The organism is Ascidiaceihabitans donghaensis, assembly GCF_900302465.1.
GTDB lineage: Bacteria > Pseudomonadota > Alphaproteobacteria > Rhodobacterales > Rhodobacteraceae > Ascidiaceihabitans > Ascidiaceihabitans donghaensis.
On sequence record NZ_OMOR01000001.1, the window covers coordinates 1,628,373 to 1,647,918 of the forward strand.

A 19,546-nucleotide genomic window follows, 5' to 3' on the forward strand; every position below is an offset into this window, starting at 1 on the left:
GGGCACATTATGGCTGAGTTAAAGAACATCGAAGTTCGCGGCGCGCGTGAACACAATCTGAAATCTATCGATGTGGATATCCCGCGCGATAAGCTGGTTGTGATCACCGGGCTTTCGGGGTCCGGTAAATCATCACTGGCGTTTGATACCATCTACGCGGAAGGGCAGCGGCGTTATGTCGAAAGCCTAAGCGCTTATGCCCGCCAATTCCTTGATATGATGCAGAAACCTGACGTCGATCACATCGCTGGTCTGTCGCCAGCCATTTCGATCGAACAGAAAACGACATCAAAAAACCCGCGATCCACTGTGGGCACGGTGACAGAAATTTACGACTACATGCGCTTGCTGTTCGCGCGTGTCGGTACGCCGTATTCCCCGGCCACGGGCAAGCCCATCGAGGCACAGCAGGTGCAAGACATGGTGGACCGTGTGATGACGATGGAAGAGGGCACACGCGCCTATCTGCTGGCGCCGATCATCCGCGACCGTAAAGGCGAATATCGCAAGGAATTTGTCGAACTGCGCAAGCAGGGCTTTCAGCGTGTGAAAGTGGACGGCGCATTTTATGAATTGGATGAGCCGCCAACTCTGGACAAGAAATTCCGCCACGACATCGACGTGGTTGTGGACCGTATCGTGGTCCGCGAGGGGCTTGAGACGCGTTTGGCGGATAGCCTGCGCACAGCGCTTGATCTGGCGGATGGCATTGCGATCCTCGAGACCGCCCCAACCGAAGGCGATCCCGACCGCACCACATTTTCCGAGAAATTTGCCTGCCCTGTCAGCGGTTTCACGATCCCTGAAATCGAACCGCGCCTGTTTTCGTTCAACGCGCCATTCGGGGCGTGTCCGGATTGCGATGGCTTGGGGATGGAGCTGTTTTTTGACGAACGCCTTGTTGTGCCCGACCAAAATCTAAAAGTGTATGATGGTGCATTGGCCCCATGGCGCAAAGGCAAAAGCCCGTATTTCTTGCAGACCATCGAAGCGATTGCAAAGCACTATGAATTCGATGCCAAAAGCAAATGGAAAGACCTGCCAGCCCATGTGAAGCAGGTGTTTTTGCACGGCTCAGGAGATGAAGAAATCCCGTTCCGCTATGACGAAGGCGGCCGCGTGTATCAGGTGACCCGCGTTTTCGAAGGGGTGATCCCCAACATGGAACGCCGCTACCGCGAAACCGACAGCAACTGGATTCGCGAAGAATTTGAACGCTATCAAAACAACCGCTCTTGCGGCACTTGCGAAGGGTACCGCCTGCGCGCTGAAGCATTGGCTGTGAAGATCGGTCCGGATGATGCTTTGATGCATGCGGGTCAAGTTGTGAACATGTCGATCCGCGAAGCATATGAGTGGTGCGAAAGCGTTCCGCATTCCCTAAGCGTGCAGAAAAACGAAATCGCAAAGGCAATTCTGAAAGAAATTCGCGAGCGCCTTGGGTTTCTAAATAATGTTGGTTTAGAATATCTTACACTATCACGCTCAAGTGGCACCTTAAGTGGTGGCGAGAGCCAGCGTATCCGCCTTGCCAGTCAAATCGGCTCTGGTTTGACAGGGGTTCTTTACGTTCTGGACGAACCTTCCATCGGCCTGCACCAACGCGACAACGACCGTCTGCTGGGCACGTTGAAAAATCTGCGCGATCAGGGCAACACGGTGATTGTGGTCGAACATGACGAGGAAGCCATCCGTGAAGCCGACTATGTTTTTGATATTGGTCCGGGCGCGGGGGTACACGGTGGTGAAGTCGTCGCACACGGCACACCCAAGAAGATTGCCGCCAACAAGAAGTCCATCACCGGCCAATATCTGACGGGTGTGCGCGAAATTCCTGTTCCGGCGGAACGGCGCAAGGGCAAGAAGAAGTCGGTCAAAGTCGTCAAAGCATCAGGTAACAATCTGCAAGACATCACAGTCGAGTTTCCGTTGGGCCAATTTGTATGTGTTACGGGCGTTTCCGGGGGCGGTAAGTCGACTTTGACCATCGAAACCTTGTTCAAGACGGCATCGATGCAATTGAACGGCGCGCGACAAACGCCAGCGCCCTGTGAGACCATCAAAGGGCTGGAGCTGCTCGACAAGGTGATCGACATCGACCAACGCCCCATCGGGCGCACGCCACGATCAAATCCCGCCACCTACACCGGCGCCTTCACGCCGATCCGCGATTGGTTTGCGGGACTGCCTGAATCCAAGGCCCGTGGCTATAAGCCGGGTCGTTTTTCATTCAACGTCAAAGGCGGGCGCTGCGAAGCGTGCCAAGGCGACGGTGTCATCAAGATCGAAATGCACTTCCTGCCGGATGTATATGTGGAATGTGAAACCTGCAAAGGGGCACGGTACAATCGCGAAACGCTTGAGATTAAATTCAAAGGCAAATCCATTGCAGACGTGCTGGATATGACTGTGGAAGATGCCCAAACGTTCTTTACCGCGGTGCCCAGCATTCGTGAAAAGATGGACGCCCTGATGCGGGTGGGATTGGGCTACATCAAAGTGGGACAGCAGGCGACGACCCTATCGGGCGGTGAAGCACAACGGGTGAAGTTGTCAAAAGAACTGGCAAAACGCTCGACTGGGCGTACGTTGTACATTCTGGACGAACCAACAACCGGCTTGCACTTTGAAGATGTGCGCAAGTTGCTTGAGGTGCTGCATGAGTTGGTGGATCAGGGCAATTCTGTCATTGTGATTGAACATAATCTGGACGTCGTAAAAACCGCCGACCATATCATCGACATCGGTCCCGAAGGTGGCGATGGCGGTGGAACGGTTGTGGCCGTTGGAACGCCCGAACACGTGGCAAGTGTCGCGGAAAGCCACACCGGTTATTATCTGAAGGATATGTTGAAACCGAAACGCGTCGCCGCAGAATAATGGCGATGCAGCAGGCGCGATGGGCAGGGCTGGGGTACCACCCTGTGCATTTCCTTAAAACCTGAGCGATTTTGTACAGTTTGTCGCATGGTTATAGTTTCCTGACCTCCTATCTGTATTTGAACAGACAAGGAGCAAACGAGATGACTGCGATCGCTGATATTCCTAAAGGCACGGTTTCCGGCTTTCTGAAGCGGTTCGTGTTTAGCATACCCATCCTTGGGCGTATGTTACACGAGGTCGCCTATGGTGATAAAGACAACATCTATTACTTCTTGTTTACCGTCTTCACTTTATGGCTGCTTGCGGTTTTGACATGGGGCTACGCCGCGTTCATCATTCCGGTGCTTATGGCAGTGCCTTCGATGTTTGTGGTGCTGATCCTGATCACGGTCGGTAAATAGATCAGGCGGCCAGCCTGAGCTGTGCCGCGGGCGCGATTGCTTGCGGCATCATTTGGCGCAGTGCGCGGGCTTCGCGTGATGTGATCATGGGTCTGGCCGATGAACCATAACTTGAGAAGTTCGACTTAAGTTCCGGAAACAAATTGTAAATTTCACTTTGGATTCCGCAGTCGAAGCCTTTCATGGTCATGGGGCCAGGCAGGTAACTTTCACAGGCGACACCGTTTGCTTCGATGACCTGGTGACGGGCAAACAGCATGTGGTGGTAGCAGACCTGATCCATATTACGCACGATTTGGACCGCGCCATCGTTGACCAGATCTTTGGCTTTGACCAAGACTTCATCCTCACCAAATAGCAATTCTGCCCAGCAGCCTTCGATCAATATGCGGTGTTGTGGCGACAACAGCAGCTGGCTGTCGGCTCCGAAAGAGCCAGCGGCAAAACGGATGGGGCGGAAGGCACCGGTGGCCTGCACACGGCGTTGGCCTAACCAGAGCACGGGTTGCAAACCGTCGTCGCGGGTCATAACGCGCGTACCCGCTGTGATGTCTTCGATCCGTTGCGGTCCGAATTCTGTCGTGATCCACGTACCAGATACAAAGCAGGGCACTTGTTCGATTTCCACCAGACCGTTGTCGGTGTTTCCGTTGGAATCTTCGATTGTGTAGTTGAAGTAGACGGTTTCTGCATCGCTGTCGCCAACCACTGTAAAGGTGCCGTCCGCATTCAGCGTGATCTGCTGGCCTGTGGCAAGGGTCACGGTGTCGCCTGCAACCACAGCTGTGCCGTTGATGTGCGTGATTGACAACGTGCCTGCAGTGGAGCTGTCGTTTGCCAGCACGTCCACTATTTTTGTGTCGTTGTTGCCCAAGGAAACGGAATCGTCGTCGGCGACGATCGTAGATTGGACAGAACCACCTGCGATCAGAAGGTTGGTGTCGTATTGGTTGTCCGCGACATCTGCGACGCCGATTTTCAGCGTGTTGGGCACGCCGGGGTTTACGGGCGCTACAAAGGTCAGTGTAACGGTAAATCCGTCCATTTCCGTGTTGAACTGGTCGGCTGTGTTGTCGTTGTACAGGTTCTGGGTGGTTCCGCCATTGATGTTGCCAATAGAGGCCGCGCCGTTGCCGATGCTGACAGTGGCTTCAACTCCATTGACCCAAACGCCGACAACGTCGTTGAACTGGGAATTTGCATATTCTGGGTATTCTTCGGAACTTAGCACAAAATCGATGGTGATTGTGTCGCCATCCGGGGTGAAGTTCACCTCTAGAAATGACGCGTCAAAAGTATTTGTCGGGGCAATGGAGTTGAAATCCGCGTCATTGTCCACGCCAGCTGTGTTCGTTGACGTGCCTGCGTTCTGGTTTGTGTTTGTGGTGCCGTCAGAGTTTGTAAAATCGGCAACATTCCCGGTCGACAGGATCACACCGGTGTCGCCGGGGGTCGCTTCGGCCGATACAGCATCCCCGTTCGAATAGGTGCCAGAGGAATTGGGATCGCCTGTGTAGGCCGCGGAGTTGACTGTCACTCCGTTTCCGAAAATTTCTGTCGCCATGTCATCCGCTGTCGCGGAAGTGTTAATTGGCAGCTCTGTTGCTGTCGCCATCTTTATCTCGTCTTTTTGAGCGCAAGGCTGGATGCGCCAAGACCAAGATATGAAGGATGAATGAGACCCGAATGGGCGACAAATGGGGTAATTTGTAGAAAATTGTCGAGGTATTGGACATAATCGTGTGAGATCACGGCGGCGTGATCCAAGCCCTAAAACAAAGGGTCTGCCGGCATATTTTTGCGAGCAGACCTTGATTGGTATTCAGACGTTTATTCAGTGGCGCCACGGGTTTGCCCTATTTGCGCACCCTGTCCATTGTCATCTGTAGCTGGCAGTAACTCCGCTGTTCGGGCCACAGGCCCTAGTCGCGACCGCGTCCTTCAAAACGTGGCAACATCGCACTAAAATCGCGCCCCATGCCGTCTTCCTCTTCGACGAACCGCTTGTACAGCGCCAAAGCCAATGCGCCCATGGGCGTGTCTGCATCCGCAGTTTCGGCAGCCTGTTGGCTTAATCCCAGGTCCTTCAACATCAGTTCGGCAGCAAATCCGGGGGTGTAGCCATTGTCAGACGGGCTTTGCGGGCCAACTCCGGGGGCAGGGCAATACGCGTTCATAGACCATGAATATCCCGAAGACGTCGACACAACGTCGAACATCTTTTGCCTTTCCAGCCCCAGCTTGTCCGCCAGCGCAAAAGCTTCACAGGTGGCAATCATCGTCGCCCCCAAGATCATGTTGTTGCAAATTTTGGCAGCTTGCCCTGCGCCAGCTTCGCCGCAATGCACGGCCTTTTGGCCCATGATGTCAAACAGTGGTGTGACCTTCAAAAAGCCCGCTTCAGTGCCGCCCGCCATAAACGTCAACGTGCCGCCAGACGCGCCACCGATGCCACCAGACACCGGCGCGTCCACGGCCATCAAACCTGCGTCCTGCGCCTGTTTGGCCACGGCGCGGGCACTGTCCACATCCACAGTTGAGCAATCTAATAGAACAGCACCGGATTTCATGGCTGGCACCAGTTCTTCCGCAACACTGCGCAAGATCGCACCGTTTGGCAGCATTGTGATCACCGCATCAGCGTCCGACGCGGCCTGCGCCGCTGAGCTTGCAACGCCAACACCGGCCGCAGACGTGCCTGCGGGATCAAACCCGGCAACATCAAAGCCAGCGCTTGCCAGGTTGGCCGCCATAGGTGCGCCCATGTTGCCAAGTCCGATAAATCCGATTTTCATTTGCGCTTCCTCTTTCAGTTTCAGGGCCTGTGCGCCTAAGGGTTGCAACATCTTGGACACGGCCATCGGCGGCACAACACCGTCTGCGAATTGCCATTTGGGTTGGCGATCCTTGTCGATAATCGCCGCACGGATGCCTTCCAGAAAGTCGCCGTGTTCCATGGCGCGGGCCGTAAAGCGGTATTCAAGGTCCAGCGCTTTGCCCATTGTCAAAGAAGGGCCACGCAAACGCGACAGAATTTCGATAGCACAGGCCATGGACAGCGGGCTGTTACGCTTCATCTGTTTCAGGGTGGCTTGGGCAAAATCGCTGGTGTCACTTTCCAAGGTGATCCAGATATCTCCAAGCGAGGCGCCGTGAAAGTGCCGGTTGATCGCGTCTTGATTGTTCTCGATAGGGCCAGAGGCCGGTACGTCTTGCGCTTTGATGTGGTCCACATCACCTGTCAGCTCAAGCGTTTTGATGGTGCTGTCCCAAGCCGCTTCGGGTAGGTAAATATCTGCAAACCCTGCGAAAATTGCATCCCCCGCATTCATACGCGCCGCCGTACAGCCCAGATATTCGCCCAATCGTCCGGGGGCGAGGGCCAGCATTAAAGACCCACCCACATCCGGCACCAGACCGATGCCAACTTCGGGCATGGCAATCTGGCTGGTGTCGCCGACGATCCGGTGTGATCCATGACAGCCAATCCCAACACCACCCCCCATGGTAAAACCTTGCAGGAAGCTGACGACAGGTTTGGAATACTCAAATATCTTGTTGTTCAGGCGGTATTCATCGGCCCAGAACTTTTGGCCATAGGCAAAATCACCTGCGCGGCCCGTGGCATATAAATCGGCAATATCTCCGCCCGAACAAAAAGCGCGCTCACCCATCGCGTCGATGACCACAAGCGCCACCGCCGGATCATCACGCCAAGCATCAAGGGCGGTCTCAATCGCCAGACACATGTCGTAAGTCATCGCATTCAACGCATCCGGGCGCTGCAATGTAATACGGCCCGCGCGCCCGGTGATGCGGATAGAGATATCAGTCATGCAGCGTCCTATCTATTCTTCAACATCTCACGCGCCACGATCACGCGCATGATCTCGTTTGTGCCTTCCAAGATCTGGTGCACGCGCAGATCGCGGACCAGTTTCTCGATGCCGTAGTCCGCGAGGTATCCGTAGCCGCCGTGCAATTGCAGGCATTGGTCGACGATCTTCGATCCGGCTTCGGTCACGAATTTCTTCGCCATCGCGCAGTATTTCGTGGCGTCCGGTGCGCCTTGATCCAGCTTCCATGCCGCTTGCCGCAGCAACACGCGGGCGGCGCTAAGTTCGATTTCCATGTCAGCAAGGCGCCATTGCAGCCCTTGGAACTGGTCGATGGATTTGCCAAAGGCTTTGCGTTCGCCCATGTAGTCCATCGTGGCGTTCAGAGCGGTCTGTGCGGCCCCCAAGGAACAGGCGGCGATATTCAGGCGGCCGCCGTCCAGTCCCATCATGGCGTATTTAAAGCCGTTGCCTTCTTCACCCACAAGGTTCTCAGACGCCACTTTGCAATCGTCAAACTGCACTTGGGCTGTGGGTTGGGATCGCCAGCCCATCTTGTCTTCAAGCGCGCCAAACGACAACCCCTCGGCGCCATCTTCAACGTACAATGTGGACACGCCCGATGGCCCGTCGTCACCGGTGCGCACCATGCAAACATAGGCATCCGAATAGCCACCACCCGAGATAAAGGCCTTGGTGCCGTTGACGGTGTACCCTTCGTTGGTGCGTGTTGCGCGGGTTTTTAAGGCGGCGGCATCCGACCCCGAACCGGGTTCGGTCAAGCAATAGCTTAGGACGGTGTTCATGGTCAGCACATCCGGCATCACCCGTGCCTTCATGTCGTCGGACGCAAAAGTGTCGAGCATTTTGGCGCACATGTTGTGGATCGACAAAAACGCCGCGACAGACGGGCAGGCCATCGACAGGGCTTCAAACACCAGTGTGGCATCCAGGCGCGACAGACCGGACCCGCCACCTTCCTCGGAGACATACAAGCCCGCAAAGCCCAATTCACCCAGCTGAGGCCACAGGGTTTTGGGGATGGTTTCATCCGCTTCCCATTGGCGTGCGTTGGGCGCAATGGCGTCTTGGCCAAAGGCGTAAGCCATGTCGAAAATAGCTGTTTGTTCTTCTGTCAGTGCGAAATCCATGCGGCGGCTCCCTCGTTCGAATTGAACATGTGTTAAATTCTAAGGTTTTCACAAATGTTGCAAGGAGAAAGGCAAGGCGGTTAAGCTTTCGGCATTGATTAATGATTTTTGGAGCAAACGTATGCCAGATAAAAAGATTGGCGTGGTTGTCGTACATGGCATTGGCAGTCAGGGGGACAAGCGGCCCGATACGTCAGGCGAAATAACTTTTTCCAAGGAAATGCACAAACGCGTGATGAAAGGGCTAGGCCCCCAAACGGCGGATGTGGCATGGCGAGAGGTGTTTTGGTCCGATGTGTTGCAAGGGCGGCAAGATGCGTATTTGAAAAAGATCAAACGCAAAACAGGTTGGGACACTGTTCGCAAATTTGTCATGAGCAACCTGTCCGATGCGGCCAGCTACCAATTGACGCCAGACGGGCTGGACCGCACCTACCAAGACATCCATCAACGGGTTGAAGACACGATCCGTGACATGGAAGCCGACATAGGCCCCGACGGCCAGATCGTTGTTCTGGCCCATTCGTTGGGTGGGCATATCATGTCCAACTACATCTACGACCAGCAAGCGCATATGCGGCGCAATGACGGGCAGGGGATGCACGGCTCTGCCTTGCAAAACATGACAACGGTGTCCGGCTTGATCACCTTTGGCTGCAACATTCCGGTGTTTGTGTTCTCTTACCCCGAAGAAGAAGTCACACCGATTGATTTTCCAGGCACCGCGCTGCCGGATGCAAAACGCTTCAAAACGTGGTGGTACAATTTCTACGACAAACAAGACATTCTGGGCTATCCGATGGCGGACACGTCACCGGCCTACGGGGATCTGAGCAAGGCCAAGAAATTGCGTGATGTTTCGATCAACGCAGGCAGCACATTCAGCGCTTGGAACCCGCTGTCGCACAACGCTTATTGGCGCGACAGCGATGTCATCGATCCGATTATTCGCTTTATTCAAAACATGTTACGTTAGGGGGCATTATGATAAAACTGACACTCGCATTAACAGCATTTGGCCTGATGGCCAGCCAAGCCAGCGCTCAGTTCAAGGGCAATATCTACGCAGGGTGGGTGCAATACACCGGCGACGGTACCGCGCAGGCACGGGTGGTTATCAACACCGATCCTGCCAATCCTGCAGGCACAAAATGCCCCGATATCCGGCATGGCAACACCAAAACTCCCATGACGTTGCGCAGCGGCTTTGCGCCTTTGGGCTTTGAAGGGGTCCGCGTCTGCGTGGCTCCTGTAGACAGCACGATGGTGGGGATGTTTGTGCCCCCCGCCTTGCGTTTGCCGACCCCTTCAACGGATCCGCAAAAGATTGCTGTTCTGGGCGATACGGGGTGCCGCGTGGCTTATGGCATTGTGCAAAATTGCACTGGCGACGGGCAGGGCAAGGCATGGGACTATGAGGCGGTGGCTGATCGCGCGGCGCAGGATGCCCCTGATTTGTTCATTCATGTAGGTGATATGCACTACCGTGAAACAGGCACATGCGATGAAGGCTGCCACCAGTCCAACATCGGGTTTTCATGGGCCAGCTGGAAAGCGGATTTCTTTGACCCCTCAGCCACCGTGTTCCAGACAGCCCCCCTGATCCCTGTGCGTGGCAACCACGAGGACTGCACGCGGGCTTGGAAAGGCTGGTTCTATCTGCTTGATCCCAATCCGATCGAAGCCACCAGTTGGCCCGCATCCTGCCCCGGCAAGAACGGAGCCCCTTTGGATGCCGGCGGCAACGACTGGAGCTACACATTACCGTACCCTGTCACATTCGACAGTTTCCAAGTGATCGTGATGGACACCGCCCGCATCGACAATGACTACGGATCGCGCCCTGATCAAGGGGCTGTGGATCAGTACAAGGTCGAGTTTTCGGCCATTGAACTGATTGCAGAGCAGGCCGCTGTGCCTTCATGGTTGGTGACGCATCGTCCGTTTTGGGCGATTGCCAGCTACGGGTCAGAGGCTGCGCCCAAAGCCTCACCCACAGATCAGACCTTGCAAGTGGCATTGGCGCAATCGGTACAAAAGGCGCTGCCATCCCAAATCAAACTGACCATGGCCGGTCATATCCATCTGGCGCAACAGCTTAGCTTTTCAGATGGTCGCCCATCGCAATTTGTCTTCGGTAATTCCGGCACCAAACGCGATCCTGAATTGGGCACAGGTGGTGTGCTGCACAGCAATGCAAAGCGGGCTTTGGGACGCCTTGGGGCCAATACCAATGATTTTTTCTGGTCTTATCATTTCAGCTACGGGTTGATCACGCCGGGCAGTGGTGTGTGGGATGTGTCATTTCATGATGCAGCGGGCCAAAAGATGCACAGCACCAGCGTCGCGCAATAGAAAAAACCGCCGCCCGAATGAACGAGCGGCGGCTTTTGTTTGTAAAAGGTGGGGGCCAGCCCCCACACCCCCGGGATATTTCTAGCGAAAAGAAACGGGGACGGGGGGATTCTATTGCGGCGGGTTATTCCATAACAGGGATAGAAAATTCTCCGCCTTCTTTGATGCCCGATGGCCAACGCGCTGTCACGGTCTTGGTGCGTGTGTAGAACTTGAACGCATCCGGCCCGTGCTGGTTCAGATCACCAAAGACGGATTTTTTCCAACCGCCAAACGTGTGATACGCCAGCGGCACAGGGATTGGCACGTTGATGCCGACCATGCCCACATTGATCCGGTTGGCAAAGTCACGCGCCGCATCGCCGTCGCGTGTGAAGATCGCCGTGCCGTTGCCGTATTCGTGGTCCATCGCCAAGCCGATGGCTTCTTCGTAGCTTTGTGCGCGTACACAGGTCAGCACTGGCCCGAAGATTTCGTGCTTGTAGATGTCCATGTCCTTGGTGGCTTTGTCGAACAAATGCGGTCCCACAAAGAAGCCGTCCTCATAGCCTTGCAATTTGAAGTCGCGCCCGTCGACCACCAGTTCGGCGCCTTGATCCACGCCGGTTTGCACAAGGCGTTCGATGTTGGCTTTGGCCGCTGCCGTGACAACCGGGCCGTAGTCCACGTCGTTGCCGGATGTGTATGGGCCGACCTTGAGGCTTTCGATGCGCGGTACCAGCTTTTCGATCAAGCGATCTGCCGTTTCATCGCCCACAGGAACCGCTACGGAAATCGCCATGCAGCGTTCGCCCGCAGCACCATAGCCCGCGCCGATCAAAGCATCTGCGGCCTGATCCATATCCGCGTCGGGCATGATGATCATGTGGTTTTTCGCGCCGCCAAAGCACTGCACGCGTTTGCCGTTCGCACAGCCTGTGGAATAGATGTATTCCGCAATCGGGGTCGATCCGACAAAGCCCACCGACTGGATGACTTCGTGGTGCAGGATCGCGTCCACGGCTTCTTTGTCGCCGTTGACGACTTGCAGGATGCCTTTTGGCAGTCCCGCTTCTTCCATCAGCTCCGCCAGCATCAATGGCACAGACGGGTCGCGCTCGGAGGGTTTCAGGATAAAGGCGTTTCCACATGCGATGGCCGGTGCGAACATCCACATCGGGATCATGGCAGGGAAGTTGAACGGCGTGATGCCCGCAGTCACACCCAAAGCTTGGCGCATGGAATACATGTCGATGCCGGGGCCTGCGCTGTCGGTGTAATCGCCTTTGAGCAACTCGGGCGCCCCGATGCAATATTCCACAACCTCAAGGCCGCGCTGCACGTCACCGGCGGCGTCGGGCAGGGTTTTGCCGTGCTCGCGGGACAGGGCCTCGGCCAGCTTGTCCATGTTGTCATTGAGCAAGCCCACAAACTTCATCATGACGCGAGCACGACGTTGCGGGTTGGTTGCTGCCCAAGCAGGCTGTGCTGCTTGCGCATGTTTCACGGCCTCGTCCATTTCAGCTGAAGATGCCAGCGGGCATTTTGCCTGCACTTCGCCTGTGGCGGGGTTCATGACGTCGGCAAAGCGGCCTGACGTGCCTTTGACGTGGGCGCCGTTGATGTAGTGGGTCAGCTCTTGCATGGAATTCTCCCTAAGGTGTGTTTGGGCGCATCCTAGTCTTGCAAAAACGCCAGCAACAGAGGAAAGATGGCAAAATCGCTTTGCAAAAATGTCAGGACGTTGGGATGCAAGCCAATTGGGACGATGTCCGTTTATTTTTAAGTGTTGCACGCGAAGGGGGGCTGTCGGCGGCGGGCAAAATACTGCGGCTTGATCCTGCAACTTTGGGGCGGCGGATGACACGTCTGGAAGACACCACAGGCACGGCGTTGTTTGTAAAGTCGCCGCAAGGGTATGCGCTGACAGAGGCAGGAACGCAGCTTTTGGCCCGTGCCGAGGCTGCTGAGACGGCTATGCGCGCGGCAACGGCCAGTTTGCCAACCGGCAGTGAAAGCCTGACGGGCCAAATCCGTATCGGTGCGCCGGATGGTTGTGCGAACTATGTTTTGCCGCAAGTCTGTGCGCGGCTCAGTGCCCGTCATCCCGATCTGGACATTCAGATTGTTGCTTTGCCGCGTGTTTTCAATCTGTCGCGGCGCGAAGCGGATTTGGCGATCGGGGTCAGTGCGCCAACAGCGGGGCGCCTGACTGTGCAAAAGATCACGGACTACAAACTGCATCTGGCGGCTGCCGAGGACTATTTGCAGGCAAGTGCCACGATCCGGATGCCTCAGGATCTGAAATCTCATAAGATTGTGGGGTACATCCCCGACATGATTTTTGACCGCGAACTGGACTATCTGGCCCACATTGGTGTGGCGCGGGTGCCCTTGGCGTCCAATTCTGTGTCTGTGCAATTGAACCTGCTTCGCCATGGTGGCGGGGTTGGCGTGGTGCATGATTTTGCCTTGCCAGCGGCCCCTAATTTGGTGCGTATCCTCACCGACAAAATCAGCCTGACACGCGCGTTTTACATGATCCGCCACGAAGCGGACCGAAAGAATACTAAACTGACACAGCTGGCTGATGATCTAAGCGCCGGGTTGCGCCAAGAGGTGGCGCATCTGGAAGCAACCTTGACTTGAGAAGGCTTTGCGCCGACGCTGGACCTCTACATTACAAATGACAGGAGGCCGTCTCATGCTGGTACAGCAGATTCTCAAATCCAAATCCGACGACGCGGTGGTGACCGTGGCGCCCGGCACACTTGTGTCGGATGCCGCAAAGGTACTGGCAGAGCGGCGCATCGGGACGGTTGTGGTGTCCAAGGACGGGCAAAGCATGGCGGGCATTTTGTCCGAACGCGACATTGTGCGCGAAATCGGCAAGCGCGGGGCCTCTTGCCTGAGCGACAAAGTAGACAGCTATATGACAACAAAACTGATCACCTGCGGGCGCAATGAAAGTGCGGACAAGGTGCTTGAAATGATGACCGAAGGGCGGTTTCGCCACATGCCAGTGGTCGAAGATGGCGCGTTGGTTGGCCTGATCACAATCGGCGATGTGGTCAAAGCGCGGCTGACAGAATTGGCAATGGAAAAGGATGCGCTGCAGGGAATGATTATGGGGCATTGACCCCAATTGCCAAGTTTGCGTTAACACCTGCTTGCAATCCCTCGCGCGACCCTGTTTCTTGCACGCAACATTATTGCTGAAACGGAGCATCCTTATGCGCGTTGGACTATATCCGGGAACTTTTGATCCCATCACTTTGGGTCATATCGACATCATCCGGCGGGCCAGTGCGCTTGTGGACAAGCTGGTGATTGGCGTTGCGATCAATCGCGACAAGGGCCCGCTGTTTAGTCTGGAAGAGCGTGTGGCGATGATCGAAGCGGAATGCGCCAAGCTGTCCGAACAAACCGGAACCCAGATTGTGGCCCACCCGTTTGAAAACCTGTTGATTGATTGCGCCCGCGACGTGGGCGCACAAATGATCATACGCGGTCTGCGCGCCGTAGCCGATTTTGAATACGAATATCAAATGGTTGGCATGAACCGCGTGCTGGATGACAGCATCGAGACTGTGTTTTTGATGGCCGAAGCCAAACATCAGGCCATCGCGTCGAAGCTGGTCAAAGAAATCGCGCGGCTTGGCGGCGATGTGACCAAGTTTGTCCCGCCTTTGGTGAATAAAGAGCTGACGAAGCGTTTGGGATAAAAACTGGGACAAAGCCCCGTTGACGGGGCCGGGACGCTTTGACTTCTTTTCGCCAAAATATCTCGGGGGAGGCCGAAGGCCGGGGGCCGCGCCCCTAAGCTCAAATTTCTCCCTAGACCCCCCGTCCGATTAGGACAAAGCCAGACGCTCCGCCATATCGATCATGCGGTTGGAAAACCCCCATTCATTGTCGTACCACGCCAGCACGCGGATCATGGTTTTGTCCTGCACATGGGTTTGATCCAGCGCCACCGTCGCGCTCATCGGGTCGTGGTTCAGATCAACAGATACCATCGGTGTGGATGTGACGGCCATGATCCGCGCCATAGGACCATGTGCGGCTTGGCTAAACAATGCGTTGACGGCGCAGGTGGATGTTTCGCGTTGCACTTCAACCGTCAGGTCGATGCAGGACACATTGGGCACAGGCACACGGATTGATGTGCCAAACAGGCGACCTTTTAGGTGGGGCAGAACCGCTTCCACGGCTTCGGCCGCGCCGGTGGTGGTGGGGATCATCGACAAGCTTGCCGCGCGCGCACGGTTCAGCGTTTTGCCATAGGCGTCATGCACAGGCTGCACGCCGGTGTAGCAGTGCACCGTGGTCATGGTACCACGCACAATACCGTAGGCTTCGTGCAAAAGATGGGCCACGGGGGCCAGGCAATTGGTTGTGCAAGACCCGTTGGAGAGGATGGTGTCATCGGCCGTGATCGCAGCGTCATTCACGCCCATGACAACAGTTTTGATGTCATTGATCTTGGCGGGCGCCGATACCAGCACCTTGCCCGCACCGTTTTTCAAGTGCAGCCCTGCCAAAGCGGCTGTGCGAAAATGGCCGGTACATTCCAAAGCGATATCAACATCTTGCCAAGGCAACGCATCTGGCGACGCCACGTGTGTGACCCGAATTGGGCCTGTCCCCACATCCAATACCCCGTCACCTGTTGCGATGGGACGGCGCAGGCGGCCATGAACGGAATCGAATTCAAGCAGATGTGCCATGTTTTCCAGATCAGCCAGATCGTTGATGGCCACGACCCGAAGATCATCGCGTCCGCTTTCCAGTATCGCACGCAAGATGCTGCGGCCGATACGTCCAAATCCGTTGATGCCCAATGTAATCGTCATGACATGCCTCCGGTCAAGTGTTGGGGGCATGTCACACAAGGTCAGGGGGGCGGTCAAAGAGAGTTTTGTACCCACACAAAGGGCCCACAATCCAAAAACAAGGCCCGAGATGTACTGACGCACTGCCTACGTCAGTGGCTTTGTCGTATTTCCAGATCGCGGTTTCAGCGAATCATTTGACATGTTTAGTGTCATTATGACATGTAAATTGTCATGATGAACCAAGATGATCTTTATCAACTTATTTGGATGTCGCGCCCGTTGATGCAGGCGGCAGAAACCGTTGTCGAACAGGGTCTGGAAGACACCGGACTTACAGTCAGAACGCGGGCCGTTCTTGAAATCCTACTTGCGCAGGATGCGGCAACGGTGCCGGACATTGCCCAAAGGCTTGAGATAAAAAGGCAGTATGTTCAGGTGATGGTCAATGAAACCCTTGCGGATGGTTTGACACTCAAACGCGAGAATCCGCGCCATAAACGATCGACGATCATCGCTTTGACAGACAAAGGGCGGGCGTTGATCCAAGACGTGGTGCGCCGTGAAAAACAGCTTGTCGCGTCATTGGGTCAGGACCTGAACAGTGCGGACGTCAAAACCGCCCTTGGCTTGATAAACACACTAATTGATCGTTTGAAAACAGGGATTTGAAGGAAAATATTATGATTTGGATTTTGCCCTGCCTGGTCATTTTGGGTGTCGTTTTATGGATCATGGATGGTATTCGAAAAATAGGCGCGGTCAGCACAGGCGCCCCCATTTCAGGGCGCACGAATCAAGCATTGGTGCTGATTGATCTGCAAGAGGTCTTTTGGACCTCGGGCGTCTTTGATGACACAGCAAAGGAAACAGCCCGCACGAGGATTTTGGCTGAAATAGACACAGCCAGATCGAAGGGCCAGCCTGTCATCGCAGTGCGGCAAGAATGGTCCATTCCTGCAACCAAAGTTGTGGCAAAACTGTTTATGAAAGGCCAAGCCATCGCGGGAACACAGGGCACAGAAATGGCGGCATCTTTTGCGGATATTGCCGATGTCACTGTGGTCAAACGTGTTCAAGACGCGTTTGAAACCAATGAGTTGGACAAGATCCTTGCACGATTGGACGTGGGCCACCTGCGCATCGTCGGGCTGGATTTAAACTATTGCGTGGCCAAAACGGCCTTTGCTGCACGGCAGCGCGGATACGAGGTTGCCATTGTCCGCGACGGTGTGTTGTCAGCTGATGCAAAACTGGCGGAAAAGACGCTTGTACAGCTTGCGGATCGGCACGTTGTGTTGGACTGATCCCCATAGTGACGCCGTGTCAGCGGATCAAAGCGCCGGGGTTCATGATGGATTTGGGGTCAAGCGCTGCTTTGATACGCTTTAACGTGTCGTATCGCGCGGCGCTGGCATAGGTTTCCAGATCGTCTGTTTTCAAGCGCCCGATCCCGTGTTCGGCGCTGATTGATCCGTTGTGTTTTTGTGTCACGTCATTGATTGCCAATCGAACAGCGTCGATAATGCCGGGGTTTGCGGACAGGAAGTCGGCCTTGCTGACACCGTTGGGGGGAAGGACGTTGTGATGTATATTGCCGTCGCCCAAATGGCCGTAGCTGTTGATTTGAACGTCTGGGTGGATGTCAAAGATCGCCTGAAGTGTATCCTTTACAAAGTCATCGATACGGCTGAGCGGCACAGATGTGTCGCTGTTGCAAAATGCGCCCGCCATGCGGTTTGCGGCAGGGGTGTTTTCGCGCAAAGCCCAAAGGCTGTCGCGTTGGGATTGGGACTGCGCCACGACTGCATCAGTTAGAAGGTCCTTGTCAAAACATGCCCCAAGCGCTTCTTGCATCCGGTCCCCAAGGCCCAAAGCCCCAGAGGCTTCCAGCAAAATGGCCCAATCGGGTGTTTGCGCAAAAGGGGGACGCAAGCCCGGAAACTTGGAAGCTACCAGCGTCAGGCCAAGCCCGCGCATCAACTCGACCGCGCTGATAGTGTCGCCAAGATGGCGCTTCATCTCTTGGAACACAGCCAGCCCTTTTGCAGGTGACTGGATTGCCAGAAATGCTGTGCTTGTGTCGGGATATTGCGGTTTCAGCTTCAGGGTCGCCGCAGTGATGATGCCCAGCGTCCCTTCGCTGCCGATCAATAGGTGACGCAGGTCATATCCGGTGTTGTTCTTATGCAGCGGGCTAAGTTCATCCAGAACCGTGCCATCGGGCAATACGGCTTCGATTCCAAGGCATAAATCCCGCGCGTTGCCGTATCGCAAAACCTGAATACCGCCTGCATTGGTTGCCAGATTGCCGCCGATGCAGCAGCTTCCTTTCGAGGCCATGTTCAAGGGAAACATCATGTCGTGATCTTGGGCTGCAGTGTGTACGTTTTCCAAAATGCAGCCTGCTTCCACAACGATCACGCTGTCATCCACACTAAAGTGTCGCACCTTGTTCATCCGTTCCAGCGACACGACGATGGCGTTGTCACTGTCAATGGCAAGCTGCCCGGCCACAACACCTGTGCCACCGCTGTAGGGGACAATGCCGATGCTGTTTGCAGCGCACAGGCGCACGATTTCTGCAACTTGTGCAGTGGATGCTGGAAGGGCAATCAGGCTGGCCTGTCCGCGAAAACGGCCACGCGGGTCTTCGAAATAGCGTGATGCGTCTTGGGGGGCTTTCCATCCTGCAGGGCCGAGGACGCGTTTGATGGCATCCAGTGTTTTGGGGTCCGGTTCGCTGAACTGGGCGTTACGCATCAGCGGGGCCTCCTACGTACCTTTTATCGCCAGAACGCGATCCATTCGATCAACTCGAACATTTTTTTACCAAGAAAAATCACATGCTCGGACCCGTAGACCATAATGTCTACAGTGATGATTGTGATCAAAAACAGGCCGAGAAATATGGCGATTGAGTTGGTCATAAGAGCCTGCAAATGAAAATGGGCAAGACTGATATGACAGCCTCGCCCAATTGTCGCAACCCTTTGGGGGTAAGGTGGCCCCTGTGGCGCAAGACGTTCGGGTTAGTCCAAACGGCCCATCGCAACAGCCACATCGGCCATACGCACGGAAAACGCCCATTCATTGTCGTACCACGCCAGCACACGTACTGTGCGGCCGCCAACGACTTTGGTTTGGTCGGGGGCAAAGATGCTGGAATGTTCGGTGTGATTGAAGTCGATTGAGACTTTTTGTTCATCATCATATGCCAATACACGGCCCATGGGGCCAGCGGCCGCTTTTGCGACAGCGGCGTTGACTTCGGCGACAGTGACATCGCGTTTGGCTTCAAACGTCAGATCCACCGCAGAGACGTTTGGCGTGGGCACACGCATGGCCGTGCCATCAAGGCGGCCTTTCATGTTTGGCAAAACCTCGCCCAATGCTTTTGCAGCGCCAGTTGAAGTGGGGATCATCGCCATGGCGGCAGCGCGGGCGCGGTACAGATCGTTGTGGCGGCGGTCCAGCGTGGGTTGATCGCCGGTGTAGCTGTGGATGGTTGTCATGATGCCGCGTTCGATGCCGATGCTTTCATCCAGAACCTTCGCCAAGGGGGCGAGACAGTTGGTGGTGCACGACCCGTTGGAAATCATGGTGTCATTGGCGGCCAGCAAGTCGTCGTTCACACCAAAGACGATGGTTTTGTCGACGTTTTTACCGGGGGCCGAAAGCAACACGCGCTTTGCGCCACGTTCGATGTGTTTCTTGGCTTTTTCACCGTCGTTGAAGTTGCCGGTGCATTCCAGAACGACATCACAGCCGGACCAGTCCAGCTCATCCATGTTGTAGGTGGAAAACATCTGCATCGGGCCACGCCCCAAATCCAACGTGCCATTGCCGACGGTCACTTCACCGGGGAAGCGGCCATGGATGGAATCGTATTTAATCAGATGGGCGGCTGTTTCCAAAGGTCCGGTGGCGTTCACCTTGATGACATCAATGTCGTTGCGCAATGATTGTGCGATATGGGACAAGGTGCAGCGTCCGATGCGGCCAAATCCGTTGATACCTACTTTGATTGTCATAATCCGGTTCCTTCGTTTACGCCCCATGCGTTGGGGGTTGCTTAGACCCAAGGGCAGCATCGGAAAAGGGGG

The 19,546-nt window shown here is 55.3% G+C and carries 17 protein-coding genes and 1 pseudogene; 9 read left to right on the plus strand and 9 right to left on the minus strand.

Features of this window, described 5'->3' with window-relative positions:
- The first annotated feature begins 9 nt into the window (after window positions 1-9).
- Complete coding sequence (gene uvrA, locus ASD8599_RS08140) at window positions 10-2,880, plus strand: excinuclease ABC subunit UvrA (protein WP_108828065.1); 2,871 nt, start codon at window positions 10-12, stop codon at window positions 2,878-2,880.
- 143 nt (window positions 2,881-3,023) lie between these two features.
- A complete protein-coding gene (locus ASD8599_RS08145; protein ID WP_108828066.1) occupies window positions 3,024-3,284 on the plus strand; it encodes a hypothetical protein in 261 nt (86 codons plus the stop codon).
- Window position 3,285: 1 nt separating this feature from the next.
- Here ASD8599_RS08145 and ASD8599_RS08150 read toward each other — a convergent pair whose 3' ends face one another.
- The 4 genes and pseudogenes from ASD8599_RS08150 to ASD8599_RS08160 all read right to left on the minus strand — a co-directional run bounded on the left by ASD8599_RS08150 (window position 3,286) and on the right by ASD8599_RS08160 (window position 8,271).
- Entirely contained in the window at window positions 3,286-4,899 is a 1,614-nt protein-coding gene (locus tag ASD8599_RS08150) for a choice-of-anchor L domain-containing protein (RefSeq protein ID WP_108828067.1), read from the minus strand.
- Between the two features lie 307 nt (window positions 4,900-5,206).
- A complete protein-coding gene (mmsB, locus tag ASD8599_RS20520) occupies window positions 5,207-6,130 on the minus strand; it encodes a 3-hydroxyisobutyrate dehydrogenase (protein ID WP_306418887.1) in 924 nt (307 codons plus the stop codon).
- Window positions 6,131-6,154: 24 nt separating this feature from the next.
- Window positions 6,155-7,120 (minus strand): annotated as a pseudogene (locus ASD8599_RS20525) (enoyl-CoA hydratase/isomerase family protein); the annotation flags it as partial.
- 8 nt (window positions 7,121-7,128) lie between these two features.
- Window positions 7,129-8,271: an acyl-CoA dehydrogenase family protein gene (locus tag ASD8599_RS08160; protein WP_108828069.1), complete on the minus strand. Its 1,143-nt coding sequence runs from the start codon at window positions 8,269-8,271 to the stop codon at window positions 7,129-7,131.
- 121 nt (window positions 8,272-8,392) lie between these two features.
- Here ASD8599_RS08160 and ASD8599_RS08165 point away from each other — a divergent pair, with 121 nt between their 5' ends.
- Window positions 8,393-9,247 (plus strand): hypothetical protein, encoded by an 855-nt coding sequence (locus ASD8599_RS08165; RefSeq protein WP_108828070.1) that lies wholly within the window; start codon window positions 8,393-8,395, stop codon window positions 9,245-9,247.
- Between the two features lie 8 nt (window positions 9,248-9,255).
- Window positions 9,256-10,626 carry a metallophosphoesterase family protein gene (locus ASD8599_RS08170; RefSeq protein ID WP_108828071.1) on the plus strand — a complete coding sequence of 457 codons (1,371 nt, stop codon included), beginning with the start codon at window positions 9,256-9,258 and terminating at the stop codon, window positions 10,624-10,626.
- Between the two features lie 124 nt (window positions 10,627-10,750).
- On the opposite strand, the gene ASD8599_RS08175 is transcribed toward ASD8599_RS08170, so the two are convergent.
- On the minus strand, window positions 10,751-12,250 hold the full coding sequence (locus ASD8599_RS08175; RefSeq protein WP_108828072.1) for a CoA-acylating methylmalonate-semialdehyde dehydrogenase: 1,500 nt from the start codon (window positions 12,248-12,250) through the stop codon (window positions 10,751-10,753).
- A 104-nt stretch (window positions 12,251-12,354) separates the two neighbouring features.
- On the opposite strand from ASD8599_RS08175, the gene ASD8599_RS08180 reads away from it, so the two are divergent.
- The 3 genes from ASD8599_RS08180 to coaD all read left to right on the plus strand — a co-directional run bounded on the left by ASD8599_RS08180 (window position 12,355) and on the right by coaD (window position 14,330).
- Window positions 12,355-13,254 (plus strand): LysR family transcriptional regulator, encoded by a 900-nt coding sequence (locus ASD8599_RS08180; protein WP_108828073.1) that lies wholly within the window; start codon window positions 12,355-12,357, stop codon window positions 13,252-13,254.
- Window positions 13,255-13,309: 55 nt separating this feature from the next.
- Window positions 13,310-13,744, plus strand: a complete 435-nt coding sequence (locus tag ASD8599_RS08185) for a CBS domain-containing protein (protein ID WP_108828074.1) — start codon at window positions 13,310-13,312, stop codon at window positions 13,742-13,744.
- 94 nt (window positions 13,745-13,838) lie between these two features.
- Complete coding sequence (coaD, locus tag ASD8599_RS08190) at window positions 13,839-14,330, plus strand: pantetheine-phosphate adenylyltransferase (RefSeq protein WP_108828075.1); 492 nt, start codon at window positions 13,839-13,841, stop codon at window positions 14,328-14,330.
- A 129-nt stretch (window positions 14,331-14,459) separates the two neighbouring features.
- On the opposite strand, the gene gap (ASD8599_RS08195) is transcribed toward coaD, so the two are convergent.
- Window positions 14,460-15,461 carry a type I glyceraldehyde-3-phosphate dehydrogenase gene (gap, locus tag ASD8599_RS08195; protein WP_108828076.1) on the minus strand — a complete coding sequence of 334 codons (1,002 nt, stop codon included), beginning with the start codon at window positions 15,459-15,461 and terminating at the stop codon, window positions 14,460-14,462.
- A gap of 213 nt (window positions 15,462-15,674) precedes the next feature.
- On the opposite strand from gap (ASD8599_RS08195), the gene ASD8599_RS08200 reads away from it, so the two are divergent.
- Window positions 15,675-16,112: a MarR family winged helix-turn-helix transcriptional regulator gene (locus tag ASD8599_RS08200; RefSeq protein ID WP_108828077.1), complete on the plus strand. Its 438-nt coding sequence runs from the start codon at window positions 15,675-15,677 to the stop codon at window positions 16,110-16,112.
- An 11-nt stretch (window positions 16,113-16,123) separates the two neighbouring features.
- Entirely contained in the window at window positions 16,124-16,747 is a 624-nt protein-coding gene (locus tag ASD8599_RS08205) for a cysteine hydrolase family protein (protein WP_108828078.1), read from the plus strand.
- A 19-nt stretch (window positions 16,748-16,766) separates the two neighbouring features.
- Here the strand turns inward: ASD8599_RS08205 and ASD8599_RS08210 are convergent, their stop codons facing one another.
- From ASD8599_RS08210 to gap (ASD8599_RS08215), 3 genes are all read right to left on the minus strand, one after another.
- Window positions 16,767-18,203, minus strand: a complete 1,437-nt coding sequence (locus ASD8599_RS08210) for an FAD-binding oxidoreductase (RefSeq protein ID WP_108828079.1) — start codon at window positions 18,201-18,203, stop codon at window positions 16,767-16,769.
- A 23-nt stretch (window positions 18,204-18,226) separates the two neighbouring features.
- A complete protein-coding gene (locus tag ASD8599_RS20270; RefSeq protein WP_181364439.1) occupies window positions 18,227-18,370 on the minus strand; it encodes a hypothetical protein in 144 nt (47 codons plus the stop codon).
- Between the two features lie 102 nt (window positions 18,371-18,472).
- Window positions 18,473-19,474: a type I glyceraldehyde-3-phosphate dehydrogenase gene (gap, locus tag ASD8599_RS08215; protein WP_108828080.1), complete on the minus strand. Its 1,002-nt coding sequence runs from the start codon at window positions 19,472-19,474 to the stop codon at window positions 18,473-18,475.
- Window positions 19,475-19,546: the final 72 nt, after the last annotated feature.

Bases quoted from the DNA above. Each gene is read 5' to 3' on its own strand.
- uvrA (WP_108828065.1), top strand. From the start codon at position 10: ATGGCTGAGTTAAAGAACATCGAAGTTCGCGGCGCGCGTGAACACAAT.
- ASD8599_RS08145 (WP_108828066.1), top strand. From the start codon at position 3,024: ATGACTGCGATCGCTGATATTCCTAAAGGCACGGTTTCCGGCTTTCTG.
- ASD8599_RS08150 (WP_108828067.1), bottom strand. From the start codon at position 4,899: ATGGCGACAGCAACAGAGCTGCCAATTAACACTTCCGCGACAGCGGAT.
- mmsB (WP_306418887.1), bottom strand. From the start codon at position 6,130: ATGTTGCAACCCTTAGGCGCACAGGCCCTGAAACTGAAAGAGGAAGCG.
- ASD8599_RS08160 (WP_108828069.1), bottom strand. From the start codon at position 8,271: ATGGATTTCGCACTGACAGAAGAACAAACAGCTATTTTCGACATGGCT.
- ASD8599_RS08165 (WP_108828070.1), top strand. From the start codon at position 8,393: ATGCCAGATAAAAAGATTGGCGTGGTTGTCGTACATGGCATTGGCAGT.
- ASD8599_RS08170 (WP_108828071.1), top strand. From the start codon at position 9,256: ATGATAAAACTGACACTCGCATTAACAGCATTTGGCCTGATGGCCAGC.
- ASD8599_RS08175 (WP_108828072.1), bottom strand. From the start codon at position 12,250: ATGCAAGAGCTGACCCACTACATCAACGGCGCCCACGTCAAAGGCACG.
- ASD8599_RS08180 (WP_108828073.1), top strand. From the start codon at position 12,355: ATGCAAGCCAATTGGGACGATGTCCGTTTATTTTTAAGTGTTGCACGC.
- ASD8599_RS08185 (WP_108828074.1), top strand. From the start codon at position 13,310: ATGCTGGTACAGCAGATTCTCAAATCCAAATCCGACGACGCGGTGGTG.
- coaD (WP_108828075.1), top strand. From the start codon at position 13,839: ATGCGCGTTGGACTATATCCGGGAACTTTTGATCCCATCACTTTGGGT.
- gap (WP_108828076.1), bottom strand. From the start codon at position 15,461: ATGACGATTACATTGGGCATCAACGGATTTGGACGTATCGGCCGCAGC.
- ASD8599_RS08200 (WP_108828077.1), top strand. From the start codon at position 15,675: ATGATGAACCAAGATGATCTTTATCAACTTATTTGGATGTCGCGCCCG.
- ASD8599_RS08205 (WP_108828078.1), top strand. From the start codon at position 16,124: ATGATTTGGATTTTGCCCTGCCTGGTCATTTTGGGTGTCGTTTTATGG.
- ASD8599_RS08210 (WP_108828079.1), bottom strand. From the start codon at position 18,203: ATGCGTAACGCCCAGTTCAGCGAACCGGACCCCAAAACACTGGATGCC.
- ASD8599_RS20270 (WP_181364439.1), bottom strand. From the start codon at position 18,370: ATGACCAACTCAATCGCCATATTTCTCGGCCTGTTTTTGATCACAATC.
- gap (WP_108828080.1), bottom strand. From the start codon at position 19,474: ATGACAATCAAAGTAGGTATCAACGGATTTGGCCGCATCGGACGCTGC.